Origin of the sequence: Variovorax sp. SPNA7, assembly GCF_033807855.1 — a bacterium.
Taxonomy (GTDB): domain Bacteria; phylum Pseudomonadota; class Gammaproteobacteria; order Burkholderiales; family Burkholderiaceae_C; genus Variovorax; species Variovorax beijingensis.
This window is the reverse complement of the sequence record NZ_CP138513.1, coordinates 3,488,506-3,501,398: the sequence shown is the minus strand read 5'-3', so window position 1 is coordinate 3,501,398 and position 12,893 is coordinate 3,488,506. Positions and strand designations below refer to the sequence as shown.

Genomic DNA, 12,893 nt, shown 5'->3' with positions numbered 1-12,893 from the left:
CTCAGCGCAGCACGCGCCCGTCGGCCGAGATGCTGATCAGGTCGATGGTGCGCGAGGCATCGCGCAGGCCCGGGCGCAGGTTGACGCGGAAGCCGCCCACGTCGTAGTCGGTCATGGCGGTCATCACGCGCTGCAGGCTCGCAGTCGTGAAGCCGCGGCCCGCGCGGCGCACCGCTTCGCCCGCCACCTTGACTGCGATGAAGCCTTCGAGGCCTTCGTACGAGGGCGTCTGGTCGGAGTTGTCGACCGCGGCGCGGTACTCCTTGACGATCGGGATGGCCGAGGGCCGCGGCGACGGCACCACCTGCGAGATCACGATGCCGCCGATGTCCTTGCCCAGTTCGGCATAGAGCGGGTCGATGCCCACGATCGAGAAGGCCATGAAGCTGCCGCTGTAGCCGCTCTTGCGCAGCTTGCGGATCGCGTTGGCCGTGGTGCCCGAGAGCGACACCAGCACGATGGCCTGCGGCGTCTGCTGCAGAACCGTCTTCAGCGCCGCGTCGAGCTTGTCGGCGCCGCCGGCCGGCACCATCGCCGAGGCCACCAGCGCGGGCAGCTTCAGCTCGGAGATGGCCTGCTGGACGGCGGCCAGGCCGGCGCGGCCCATGGCGTCGTCGTCGCCCACCAGCGCGATGCGCGTCTGCCCCACGGTGGCGCACTGGCGCACGATCTTCAGCGCCTCGTCGATCATGCCGGGGCGCACGTGGAACACGTTCGGATGGCTGGCTTCGCGCAGCGCGTCGGCGGCGGCAAAGGGCGCGAACAGCAGGCTGCCCTGCTGCGCGGCCACGTTGGCCCCGGCATCGCTGCTGGCGGTGCCCACGAAGCCGAACAGCATGTCGGCCTTGTCGGCGCCCAGCAGCGTGCGGGCATTGGCGGCGGCCCGGCCCGCGTCGTAGCCGTCGTCGAGCTGCAGCAGCTTGAGCTGCAGGCCGCTGGCGGCATTGCGCTCGTTGAAGTCGGCCACCGCGAGCCGGCCGCCGGCCGCGAAGGCCAGCCCGATCTCGCCGGCTGCGCCCGTCAGCGGCACCGACTGGCCCAGGACGACCACCCGTGCGCCCGCGGCGCGGCCCGACGATTGCGACAGCACCGGCAGATGAACGCCGCCGCCCAGCAGCAGCGCCCCGCACGCCTTGCCCAGCCATTCCCTGCGAGAACTGTCCATGGGTCACCTTTTTTAACAGTAGTAAAAAAGTGTAGCAAGTTCGGTGCCCATGGGGAAGGCTGCGGCGCGCGCCGCCGGCAGGCTGCGCAAGCCGCTTCAGGCGCGCCGGAACACCAGGTCCCAGACGCCGTGGCCCAGCTTGATGCCGCGGTTCTCGAACTTGGTGAGCGGCCGGTACTCCGGCTTGGGCGCGTAGCCTTCGGCCGTGTTGCGCAGCAGCGGCTCGGCGGACAGCACCTCGAGCATCTGCTCCGCGTAGGGCTGCCAGTCGGTGGCGCAGTGGATGTAGCCGCCCGGCTGCAGGTGCTCGGCGAGCTTCTTCACGAACTCGGGCTGGATCAGGCGGCGCTTGTTGTGGCGCTTCTTGTGCCAGGGATCGGGAAAGAACACATGCACGCCCGCCAGCGAGCCGGGCTGCAGCATGTGGTCGAGCACGTCGACCGCATCGTGCGCGCAGATGCGGATGTTGGTGATCGACTGCTCGCCGATGCGCTTGAGCAGCGCGCCCACGCCGGGCTCGTGCACTTCGCAGCACAGGAAATTGGTCTCGGGCAGCACGGTGGCGATGTGCGCGGTGGCCTCGCCCATGCCAAAGCCGATCTCGAGCACGGTCGGGCCGGCGCGGCCGCCGAAGGCCGCCGTGAGGTCGAGCGGCTCCGGCTTGTAGGGGATGAGGAACAGCGGGCCCAGCTCGGCAAAGGCGCGCGCCTGGCCGTCGGTGGTGCGGCCCGCGCGCTTCACGAAGCTCTTGAGACGGCGGTGCAGCGGATGCGGCTTGTTGCTGTTGTCGTCGGCCGCGTCGTCGTCGTCGCTGGGCGTGGAATCGTGGGGCACGGTGTCGGAAGAGGTCATTACGGCCGCGAATTGTAGAGATCGCGCCATTCGGGCACCCAGCCGGCCAATGCAGGTGCGCAGGAAGCGGCCGTGGTGCCGCGCAACCCGAGCACGCGCGCGGCCGCGTCGAGGGCCGCCAGCGCAGCCTCGGGCGTGGCGGTGTCGATGGCGGTGGCGCCGTTCTGCTTGGAGAGCTTGTCGCCGTCGGCGCCGCGCACCAGCGGCGTGTGCAGGTAGCCGGGGGTGGGCAGGCCGAGCGCGCGCTGCAGCAGGATCTGGCGCGCGGTGTTGTCGGCCAGGTCCTCGCCCCGCACCACGTCGGTCACGCCCTGTTCCGCGTCGTCGATCACCACCGCAAGCTGGTAGGCCCACGGGCCGTCGGCGCGGCGCAGCACGAAGTCGCCGACTTCGCGGCTCACGTCCTGGCACTGGCGGCCGAGGCGGCGGTCGGTCCAGCAGAGTTCGCCGGAGGCAAGCGCCGGCTGGGCGGATTCGAATTTCTCGGTGGCAAAGCGCCAGGCGCGTGCGGGCTTGCCATGCAATCCATCGCGGCAGGTGCCGGGGTAGACCCGCTCGCCATGGCGCGTGTGCGGCCGGCCGAGCCGGGCGAGCGCCTCGTCGATGTCCTTGCGCGAACAGCCGCAGGGGTAGGCAAGGCCGAGGCCCTGCAGCCTTGCCAGCGCGGCTTCGTAGCGCTCGGTGCGCTGCGTCTGCCATACCGGCGTTTCGTCGGGCAGCAGGCCGCAGTCGGCCAGCTGCCGGAGGATGTGCTCGCCCATGCCGGGCAGGCAGCGTTCGGTGTCGGCGTCCTCTATGCGGACCAGCCAGCGCGCCTGAGGGCCGCGCGCGCGCACGTCGAGCCAGCTTGCGAGCGCAGCCACCAGCGAGCCGGCATGCAGCGGGCCGGTGGGCGAGGGCGCGAAACGGCCGGTCTCCCGCATCCGCGGATCAGATCACTGCAAGCGCCAGCGAAAGGCCCGAGAGGAACGCGTCTTCGACCCGGTGCCCGGTGCACCAGTCGCCGGCTACGCCGATGCGCGCCTTGGCGTCCCACAGGTGGCTCTTGCCCACTGGAACCTGGGTCTGCGCTTCGGGCCAGCAGCGTGCCCGGGCGTGCGTGGGCGCGGCATGGATGCCGGTGATCTCGGCGAAGGCGCGCAGCAGCTTGGCCTCGACGCGCGCGGCATCGTCGCGCAGGTGCTCCTGCGACCAAGTTGCGCTGGCCTGCAGCGTCCAGCGCTCGACGCGTTCGCGGCCGGGCTTGGACGACTCGCGCGCGAGCCATGCCACGCGGTGGTGGGTGCTGCGCGCCGCATTCCATTGCGGGCCGAGGTGCGACATGTTGGCCTGGTTGGCCTGCGGGAAGGCGATCATCAGCGTCCAGCACGGCGCGATGCGCACCGGCTCGATCTTCTGGCTGATGGCGGCCGAGAGCTTGCCGTCGCCCAGCAGCGCGCGCGTGCGCGAGGGGGGCACGGCCAGCAGCACGGCGTCGAAGCCCGAGTACACGTGCTGCGAATCGTCTTCACCGGCGGTGCGCAGCTGCCAGCGCTTGGCGTCGAGCGCATCGGGTTCGATCTGCGTGACCTGCGTGTCGAGCACGAGGCTGTCGCCCAGCGGCGCGGCCCAGTGGGCCACCAGGGCGTCCATGCCCGGCTGGGCCACCCAGTGCGATTCGCGCCCGGGCAATGCGGCCTCGGCCACGCGGCCGTGCGCATCGAGCACGCGCACGAGGTTGGCGCTCCAGGGGCGGCAGAGGCTGGGCGTGGCTTCCAGCGCCAGCGCAAAGCGTGGATCGCGCACGGTGAAGTACTGTGCGCCGCTGTCGAAGCGGCCAAAGGCGGTGTCGACGCTCGCCATGCGCCCGCCGGCCGCGGCCTCGCGTTCGAACACCGTGACCTTGTGGCCGGCCTGCACCAGCGTCCGGGCGCAGGCGACTCCGGCAATGCCGGCGCCGACGACGGCGTAGTGGCGTGGAGCGGCGGGGGTTCGGTGGCGGTCGGCCGCCTTTGCAGTTGCGCGAGTGGTCATGAGGGACTCTTTTCTTGTGTACGGAGACGGATGGATGTGTCCGGACTCTACATCGGTCCGGGAGCGGGGCTGGAGGACGCGTCCTGTTCGGGGTGCGTGCACAGGCCACCGGGTACTCCCCTCCGCGAATGTCCCCCGCCTTCGGCTCCTCCTTTATTTCGCTGCGGGGAGCACCCGATGCCCTGTGCACGACAAGCGCCGCGCTTGTGCTGGCGGATCAACGACCGCTCTTTCCAACGATCACGTCGATGGGGTGCCTTGCGCAGCGAAATAAAGGAGGAGCCCGAAGGGCGGGGGACATTCGCGGAGCAAGGTACCCCGTCGGCGGGAGCGCGCCCTGAACAGCAGCGACCCGAACAATGCACCCGAACGTACCCGCACCGAGTCAACGCCCGCGATGCCGTTCAAGCAAAGCGCGCCGCGTGGCCTCGTGCTCGAACTGCGCGAGCCACCATTCGAGTGCGCGGCCCGGTCCGCCCGCGCTGCGCACGCGCCAGGCGCAGTGCATGGTCGCGAGCGGCGGCTGGCGTTCGGTCTTGCGCTCGACCAGGTGGCCGGCCTCGATGTAGGGCCGCGCCATCGGCTCGGGCAGGAAGCCGCCGCCCAGCCCGTGCAGCTGCGCGTTCAGCTTGGCCTGCATGCTCGGCACCGTGAGCACGTCCTGTCCGCCGACCAGGTTGACCGTCATGCTCGGCCCGCTGCGCACCGAGTCGGCCGCCGCCACCGCGCGATGCTGGCGCAGCACCACATCGGTCAATGGCTCGGGCAGGCGCGCGAGCGGATGGTGCGGCGCCACGGCATAGACAAAGCACAGCTCGCCGATCGGCCGGCTGCGGATGCCGGTGGCGGTGAAGGCCAGGCTCGCGGCGTCGAGCACCGCGCCGATGGCCAGGTCGGCCTCGCCGCTGGTCAGCGCCTCGATGGTGCCGAGCAGGGTTTCGTCGCGCAGCTTGAGCCGCGTGGGCGGATCGAGCGCGAAGAAGGCCGTGGCCAGGTCGAGTAGCGGGTCGCGCGCGATCACGCTGTCGACCGCGATGGTGAGCATCGGCTCCCAGCCGGTGGCCACGCGCTTGACGCGGTTGGCCACCGCATCGATCTCGCCGAGCAGCCGCGCCGCCTCGCGCAGCAGCTCGGCGCCGGCCTCGGTGATGCGCGCCTGGCGCGCGCTGCGGTCGAACAGCAGCACGTCGAGCGCGTCCTCGATCTGGCGCACGCGGTAGCTGAGCGCGCTGGGCACGAGGTTGAGCGCGCGCGCCGCGCCGGCAAAGCTGCCGGTGCTCGCCACGGTCTGCAGCATGGCGAGCGCATCGGGGGTCAGTACGTCTCTGGCGCTGGGCATGGCGGCTCCTTCGACCGGTGGATCGATCGATCAAAAAATTTGAATGATGCCATCAAAACCCGGCGCTTTTACTGATGGGGTGCGGGCCTAAAGTTCTTCACATCCGCTGCGCATCCGGCGCGGCATACGAAGAAGGCCCGAGCATCCCCACGGGGCAGGGCCGAAGGAGTCTGACGATGTTGCAAGTCCGTAAATCACAGGAACGCGGTTATGCCGACCATGGCTGGCTGCGCTCGTTCCACAGCTTTTCCTTTGCCGGCTACTACGACCCGGCCCACATGGGTTTCGGCAACCTGCGGGTGATCAACGAAGACCGCGTGGCCGCGGGCGCCGGCTTCGGCACCCATGGCCACAAGGACATGGAGATCATCAGCTACGTGCTGTCGGGCGAACTGGCGCACAAGGACAGCATGGGCAACGTGGAATCCATCCCGCCGGGCGACGTGCAGCGCATGAGCGCGGGCCGCGGCGTGATGCACAGCGAGTTCAACCACAAGGCCGACGAGACCACGCACTTCCTGCAGATCTGGATCGAGCCGAACGTGCGCGGCATTGCGCCCGGCTACGAGCAGAAGAAGTTCAGCGACGCCGAAAAGCGCGGCAAGCTGCGCCTGGTGGCTTCGCCCGACGGTGCCGACGGCTCGGTCACGGTGCATGCCGATGCGCGCCTCTTCGCAGGCCTGCTCGACGGCGACGAGAAGGCCAGCCTGGCGCTCGACCCCGAGCGCAAGAGCTACGTGCACCTGGTGCGCGGCGAACTCGAAGTCAATGGCCAGAAGCTCGCGGGCGGCGACGCCGCGATGCTCCAGGGCGAATCGCAGCTCACGCTCGGCGCCGGCAAGGATGCCGAAGTGCTGGTGTTCGACCTGGCGTCCTGAGGTCCTGAGAAGGCGCTCTCTTTTTTCCCCGTTTTCCGTCTCTTTCTTTCAATTCAACAACCGAGGAGTTTCATCATGACAACCACTGCATTCAACGCAACCGCCACCACCACCCCCACCGCTGCCCAGGACACGCTGGCACTGGTCGGCCGCGTCCTGATCGCACTCTTGTTCGTGCCAGCCGGTTTCAGCAAGCTCATGGGCTTTGCCGGCACGGTGGGTTACATCTCGTCCGTCGGCGCACCGCTGCCGCAAGTTGCTGCAGCCATCGCAATCATCGTGGAGCTGGGCCTGGGCCTGATGCTGCTCGTCGGCTTCAAGACGCGCCTGTCGGCCGTCGTGCTGGCGGTGTTCACCGTGGCGGCATCCGTGCTGTTCCACAACTACTGGAGCATGCCCGCCGACAAGGCCTTCGTGAACCAGCTGATGTTCTTCAAGAACATCGCCGTCGCCGGCGGCTTGCTCGCCTTTGTCGCCTTCGGTGCCGGCCGTTTCAGCATCGACAGGAAGTAAGCTGACCCCCAAGGCTTCGCATCGACGGCCATCGTTTCCACTCAGGAGAATCATTCAATGCCCAACATAGTCATCGTGTTTCATTCCGGCTACGGCCACACCCAGCGCGTGGCGCAAGCCGTGGCCGATGGCGCAGGTGCGCAGCTGCTCGCCATCGATGCCGATGGCAACCTGCCCGAAGGCGGCTGGGAGACGCTGGCCGCAGCCGACGCGATCATCTTCGGCTCGCCGACCTACATGGGCGGCGTGAGCTGGCAGTTCAAGAAATTCGCCGATGCCTCGTCCAAGGTCTGGTACACGCAGGGCTGGAAGGACAAGCTCTTCGCGGGCTTCACCAACAGCGCCACCATGAACGGCGACAAGGTCGCGACCATTGCCTACCTGTGGACGCTTGCAATGCAGCACAGCGGCCTCTGGGTCAGCATGGGCATCCTGCCGACCAACAACAAGGCGGCCACGCGCGACTCGATGAACTACGTGGGCGGCTACGGCGGCCTGCTGACGCAATCGCCTTCGGACGCGAGCCCGGCCGAGATGTTCAAGGGCGACTTCGACACCGCGCGCGCCTTTGGCGAACGCATTGCCGCAGTGGCAAGATCGCGAGTCTAGAACTTACCCCCAGTCTTCGCGCACTTCGTGTCGCTTCGCCAACCCCCTTTCAGGGGGCGACACCAGTGGCCCGGCAAAGCCGGTTCCACGGTGTCCCACGAAAAGACAGTGACGAAGCTGACAAACAACGGAGCCCCCGATGACCGATACCGCCGCACAGACCCAATTGCTTCAACCACACGACAAGGACCTGGGCGGCGGCTTCAAGGTGCGGCGCCTGCTGCCCGCGGCGCAGCGCCGTTCGGTGGGCCCGTTCGTGTTCTTCGACCACTTCGGCCCGGCCACCGAGCAGCCCGGCACGGCGCACGACGTGCGGCCGCATCCGCACATCGGCCTGTCCACGGTCACCTATCTTTTCGAGGGCGCGATGATGCATCGCGACAGCCTCGGCAGCGTGCAGGAGATCCTGCCCGGCGCGATCAACTGGATGACCGCGGGGCGCGGCATCGTGCACTCCGAGCGCAAGCCCGAGCGCCTCAAGGCCGACACCTACGTGAACCACGGGCTGCAGCTCTGGGCTGCCTTGCCGCAGGCGCATGAAGAAACCGAGCCGAGCTTCGAGCACACGCCGGCCAGCGCCATTCCCGAGGTGGTGGAGCAGGGCGTGGCGGTGCGCGTGCTGGTGGGCGAGGCCTTTGGCGTGCGTTCACCCGTGAAGACGCTCTCGCAGACGATCTACCTCGACATCGCATTGCCCGCGGGCGGCCGCTTCGAGCTGCCCGCGCTGGCTCCCGAACTGGCCGTCTACGTTGTCGATGCCGATGCGAGCGTCAACGGCGAAGCGATTTCCGCGCACACGATGGCGGTTCTGCCCGACGGCCAAGGCGCGGTACTGGCTTGCGACAGCGCCGCACGCCTGATGGTGATCGGCGGCGAGCCGCTCGACGGCCCGCGCTACATCACCTGGAACTTTGTCTCGAGCCGGCGCGAGCGCATCCTCGAAGCCGGTTCCGACTGGGCTGCGCAGCGCATGGGGCATGTGCCTGGCGAGACCGAATTCATTCCGCTGCCCGGCAAGCCCTTTGGCGTGCGCGAGCCCGACGTGGGCACGACGCCGGTCTGATCTCCAAAGCGCGTGGCCGGCAATCCGCCGGCTATTTTTTCAGGCCGCTGCCGAGGTCGACGTCTTCCGCCGCACGCGCACTGGCATCGGCCGCACGCGCGCTCAGGTCGGGCGCCAGCGCGCGCCGGCCGTCGAACACGAAGCAGTCGCCGTGGTAGTGCGCGCCGCCGACCTCTTCGAAATATTTGAGGATGCCGCCTTCGAGCTGCAGCACGTTCTCGATGCCTTCTTCGCGCATCAGGATGGCGGCCTTCTCGCAGCGGATGCCGCCGGTGCAGAAGCTCACCACCGTCTTGCCCGCGAAATCGGCGCGGTGCGCCTTGAGCGCGGGCGGGAATTCGGTGAACTTGGTGATGCGCCAGTCGATTGCGCCGTCGAAGCTGCCTTCGTCGACCTCGAAGTCGTTGCGCGTGTCGAGCAGCGCGATTTCCCGGCCTTCGTCGTCATGGCCCTGGTCGAGCCAGCGCTTGAGCGTGGGGGCGTCCACGCCCGGCGCCCGGCCTGCTGCCGGCTGGATGGCCGGGTGGTCCATGCGGATGATCTCGCGCTTGAGCTTCACGAGCATGCGGCGGAAGGGCTGCGCGGCGGACCAGCTTTCCTTGGTCTCGAGGTCGGCGAAGCGCGCATCGGCGCGCAGGCCGGCCACGAAGCTGCGCACGGCGTCGGGCAGCCCCGCCAGGAACAGGTTGATGCCCTCGGGCGCCAGCAGGATGGTGCCCATGAGGCCCAGGGCCTGGGCGCGCCCGCGCAGGTCTTCGCGCAGCACGGGGCTGTCGTCGATGGCCACGAACTTGTAGGCCGCGATATTCAAAATCTCTTGCACGGGGGGCGATTGTAGGGATTGCCAACCCACATCGTGGAGTGCCGGTTTCTACAATGGGCGGATGTTTGTTCACCTGCGCCTGCACACCGAGTTTTCCGTCGTCGACGGCACCAACCGAATCGACGAAGTCGTCAAGGCCGCCGCTGCCGACAAGCAGCCCGCACTGGCCATCACCGACCTGAACAACCTGTTCGGGGCGGTCAAGTTCTACAAGCAGGGGCGGAGCAAGGGCGTCAAGCCGGTCATCGGCGCTGAAATCTTCATCGAAGGCCTGGGCAAGGAGCCCGGCGTGCTCACCCGCATCGTGCTGCTGGTGCAGAACATGGAGGGCTACCTGCACCTGTCCGAGCTGCTCGCACGCGCCTGGACGCAGAACGTGGGCCGCGGCCAGTCGCAGGCGGCCTGCAAGCTCGAATGGCTCCAGGAGCTGCAGGGCGGGCTCATTGCGCTTTCGGGCGCGCAGGCCGGCCCGCTGGGCGCACCGCTGCTGCAGGGGCAGGAAGAGCGCGCCGCCGAGCTGGCGCTGCAACTGGCGGGCATGTTCCCGCATCGCTTCTACATCGAGCTGCAGCGCGCGGGCCGCCCCGAGGACGAGCCGCACGTGATTGCCGCCGTGAAGCTTGCGGCCCGGCTGCGCCTGCCGGTGGTCGCCACGCACCCGGTGCAGTTTGCCGAACGCCAGGACTACGAGGCGCACGAGGCGCGCGTCTGCATCTCGGAAGGCGAAATCCTCGGCAACCCGCGCCGTGTGCGCAAGTTCACCGAGGAGCAGTACTTCAAGTCGAGCGCCGAGATGCAGGCACTCTTTGCCGACGTGCCGAGCGCGCTGGCCAACACGGTCGAGATCGCCAAGCGCTGCAACCTCACGCTGGTGCTCGGCAAGCCGCAGCTGCCCGACTTTCCGACGCCCTTCATCAACGAAGGCGTGCGCATGCCGATCGACGAGTTCTTCCGCCAGGAGTCCTTCCTGGGCCTGGAAGAACGCCTGGCGCACCTCTACCCCGACCCGGCCCGGCGCGACGCCGAGCGGCCGCGCTATGTGGAGCGGCTGGAGTTCGAGATCAACACGATCCTGAACATGGGCTTCCCCGGCTACTTCCTGATCGTGGGCGACTTCATCAAGTGGGCCAAGAACAACGGCTGCCCGGTGGGGCCGGGCCGGGGCTCGGGCGCGGGCTCGCTGGTGGCCTATGCGCTGAAGATCACCGACCTCGATCCGCTCGAATACAAGCTGCTGTTCGAACGTTTCCTGAACCCCGAGCGCGTCTCGATGCCCGACTTCGACATCGACTTCTGCCAGGGCAACCGCGACCGCGTGATCGACTACGTCAAGGACAAGTACGGCCGCGACGCCGTGAGCCAGATCGCCACCTTCGGAACGATGGCCGCGCGCGCCGCCATCCGCGACGTGGGCCGCGTGCTCGACATGAGCTACATGTTCTGCGACGGCATCAGCAAGCTCATTCCCAACAAGCCGGGCCAGCCCGTCACCATCCAATATCCGCCGGACCCGAAGGTGGAAGGCGACAAGAACAACTACGCCATCGAGATGGAGCCGCAGCTCGCGGCGCGCATCGAGAAGGAAGAAGAAGTGCGCATGCTGGTCGAGCTCGCGCAGAAGCTCGAAGGCATGACGCGCAACATCGGCATGCACGCGGGCGGTGTGCTGATTGCGCCCGGCAAGCTCACCGATTTCTGCCCGCTCTACCAGCAGCCCGGCAGCGACTCGGCCGTGAGCCAGTACGACAAGGACGACGTGGAGGCCATCGGCCTCGTGAAGTTCGACTTTTTGGGCCTGGCCACGCTCACGATCCTCGAGATCGCGAAAGAGTTCATCGTCAAGCGCCACAAGGGCCAGGAGAACTTCGCCTACGAGAACATCAAGCTCGACGACCGCGAGACCTACAAGCTGTTCTCCGAGGGCAAGACGGAGGCGGTGTTCCAGTTCGAAAGCCGCGGCATGCAGGGCATGCTGAAGGATGCGCGGCCGACGCGGCTGGAAGACCTGATCGCGCTCAACGCGCTGTACCGTCCGGGCCCGATGGACCTGATCCCGAGCTTCGTGGCGCGCAAGCATGGCCGCGAAGAGGTGGAGTACCCGCACCCGGCCGTGGCCGAGATGCTCTCCGAGACCTACGGGATCATGGTCTACCAGGAGCAGGTGATGCAGACCGCGCAGATCCTGGGCGGCTACTCGCTCGGCGGCGCCGACCTGCTGCGCCGCGCCATGGGCAAGAAAAAGCTCGAGGAGATGGCCGAGCACCGCGAGAAATTCCGCGCGGGCGCGCTCAAGACGCACGGCATTCCCCAGGACAAGGCCGACGAGATCTTCGACCTGATGGAGAAGTTCGCGGGCTACGGCTTCAACAAGTCGCACGCCGCCGCCTACTCGCTGCTGGCGTACCACACGGGCTGGCTCAAGGTCCACTACACCGCCGAGTTCTTCTGCGCCAACATGACCGTGGAAATGGACGACACCGACAAGCTCAAGGTGCTGTTCGAGGACGCGCAGAAGAACTTCGGCATCACCTTCGAACCGCCGGACGTGAACCGCGGCAACTACCGCTTCGAGCCGGTCACCGACAAGGTGATCCGCTATGGCCTGGGGGCCGTCAAGGGCACGGGCCAGCTCGCGGTCGAGGCCGTGGTGCGCGCACGCGAGGAGGGCGGGCCGTTCAAGAGCCTGTTCGACTTCTGCGTGCGCATCGACCGCCAGCGCATCAACAAGCGCACGGTCGAGGCGCTCATCAAGGCCGGTGCCTTCGACGCGATCCAGCAGAACCGCGCCTCGCTCATCGCCTCGGTCGACCGCGCCTTTGAGTTCGCAGCCGCCACCGAGGCCAATGCCGCGCAGGTCGACATCTTCGGCGACAGCGAGCACGGCTCGGCCACGCAGGAGCCCGAACTGGTCGACGCCACGCCCTGGGGCGTGAAGGAGCGGCTCACCTTCGAGAAGACGGCCGTCGGCTTCTATCTTTCGGGCCACTTGTTCGACGAGGTGGCGCACGAGGTGCGGCGCTTCTGCAAGCGCGAGATCGGCGACCTGATGGACACGCGCGAACAGCAGGTGATCGCGGGCATCGTGAGCGATTTCCGCGTGATCAACGGCCAGCGCGGCCGGCTGGCGATCTTCAAGCTCGACGACAAGTCCGATGCCATCGACGCCACCGCCGACGAGGCGCTGATCAACGCGAACCGCAACACCCTGAAGGACGACGAACTGGTGATCGTGAGCGGCCGGCTGCAGCCGGGCCGCGGCGGCTTCGAGGCCCGCTTCCAGGTGCAGCAGGTGTGGGACCTGGCCACCGCGCGCTGCCGCTTCGGAAAATTCCTGCGCGTGGCGGTCAATGGCAAGGCACCCGACATCGCGCGCCTGGTGAAAGACTTTCCGCCGCGCACCGAGCAGAGCGAGCACGGCGACCTCGTGCAGGGGCTGCCGGTGCGCCTGTCGATGGCGCGCGGCGGCGCGCAGGTCGAGCTGCAGCTCGGGGAGCGCGCCAAGTTCTTCCCGACCGACGCCGCGCTCGCGAGCTGGACGGCGCAGGCGGACGCCGGCAAGGCCTCGGTCGTCTACGAGTGAGCGCAGCCAGGGGCGCCGAACGTTCCTCCAGCGGGAACAATCGGCGGCTCGGGCTGTC

General features: G+C 68.1%; 11 protein-coding genes. 5 read left to right on the top strand and 6 right to left on the bottom strand.

Going from position 1 to position 12,893, the window contains the following annotated elements; genetic code table 11:
• Nucleotide 1: 1 nt before the first annotated feature.
• The 5 genes from RZE77_RS16450 to RZE77_RS16430 all read right to left on the bottom strand — a co-directional run bounded on the left by RZE77_RS16450 (nucleotide 2) and on the right by RZE77_RS16430 (nucleotide 5,369).
• The gene (locus tag RZE77_RS16450; protein WP_319438367.1) at nucleotides 2–1,165 is read right to left on the bottom strand and encodes an ABC transporter substrate-binding protein; all 1,164 of its coding nucleotides are present in this window, start codon (nucleotides 1,163–1,165) and stop codon (nucleotides 2–4) included.
• Between the two features lie 96 nt (nucleotides 1,166–1,261).
• Nucleotides 1,262–2,017 (bottom strand): tRNA (guanosine(46)-N7)-methyltransferase TrmB, encoded by a 756-nt coding sequence (gene trmB, locus RZE77_RS16445; protein WP_319438366.1) that lies wholly within the window; start codon nucleotides 2,015–2,017, stop codon nucleotides 1,262–1,264.
• A complete protein-coding gene (gene gluQRS / locus RZE77_RS16440; RefSeq protein WP_319438365.1) occupies nucleotides 2,017–2,940 on the bottom strand; it encodes a tRNA glutamyl-Q(34) synthetase GluQRS in 924 nt (307 codons plus the stop codon). The genes trmB and gluQRS overlap by 1 nt, the downstream gene beginning before the upstream one ends.
• 7 nt (nucleotides 2,941–2,947) lie before the next feature.
• Nucleotides 2,948–4,030, bottom strand: coding sequence for an NAD(P)/FAD-dependent oxidoreductase (locus tag RZE77_RS16435; protein ID WP_319438364.1), 1,083 nt, complete (start codon nucleotides 4,028–4,030; stop codon nucleotides 2,948–2,950).
• A 385-nt stretch (nucleotides 4,031–4,415) separates the two neighbouring features.
• Nucleotides 4,416–5,369, bottom strand: a complete 954-nt coding sequence (locus tag RZE77_RS16430; RefSeq protein WP_319438363.1) for a LysR family transcriptional regulator — start codon at nucleotides 5,367–5,369, stop codon at nucleotides 4,416–4,418.
• Between the two features lie 176 nt (nucleotides 5,370–5,545).
• Between RZE77_RS16430 and RZE77_RS16425 the strand changes: the two genes are divergently transcribed.
• The 4 genes from RZE77_RS16425 to RZE77_RS16410 all read left to right on the top strand — a co-directional run bounded on the left by RZE77_RS16425 (nucleotide 5,546) and on the right by RZE77_RS16410 (nucleotide 8,432).
• Complete coding sequence (locus RZE77_RS16425; RefSeq protein WP_319438362.1) at nucleotides 5,546–6,247, top strand: pirin family protein; 702 nt, start codon at nucleotides 5,546–5,548, stop codon at nucleotides 6,245–6,247.
• Between the two features lie 75 nt (nucleotides 6,248–6,322).
• The gene (locus RZE77_RS16420) at nucleotides 6,323–6,760 is read left to right on the top strand and encodes a DoxX family protein (protein ID WP_319438361.1); all 438 of its coding nucleotides are present in this window, start codon (nucleotides 6,323–6,325) and stop codon (nucleotides 6,758–6,760) included.
• 57 nt (nucleotides 6,761–6,817) lie between these two features.
• On the top strand, nucleotides 6,818–7,369 hold the full coding sequence (locus RZE77_RS16415; protein WP_319438360.1) for a flavodoxin family protein: 552 nt from the start codon (nucleotides 6,818–6,820) through the stop codon (nucleotides 7,367–7,369).
• A 139-nt stretch (nucleotides 7,370–7,508) separates the two neighbouring features.
• A complete protein-coding gene (locus RZE77_RS16410) occupies nucleotides 7,509–8,432 on the top strand; it encodes a pirin family protein (protein ID WP_319438359.1) in 924 nt (307 codons plus the stop codon).
• A gap of 31 nt (nucleotides 8,433–8,463) precedes the next feature.
• Here RZE77_RS16410 and RZE77_RS16405 read toward each other — a convergent pair whose 3' ends face one another.
• Entirely contained in the window at nucleotides 8,464–9,255 is a 792-nt protein-coding gene (locus RZE77_RS16405; protein ID WP_319438358.1) for a sulfurtransferase, read from the bottom strand.
• 61 nt (nucleotides 9,256–9,316) lie between these two features.
• Between RZE77_RS16405 and dnaE the strand changes: the two genes are divergently transcribed.
• The gene (gene dnaE, locus RZE77_RS16400) at nucleotides 9,317–12,835 is read left to right on the top strand and encodes a DNA polymerase III subunit alpha (RefSeq protein WP_319438357.1); all 3,519 of its coding nucleotides are present in this window, start codon (nucleotides 9,317–9,319) and stop codon (nucleotides 12,833–12,835) included.
• Nucleotides 12,836–12,893: the final 58 nt, after the last annotated feature.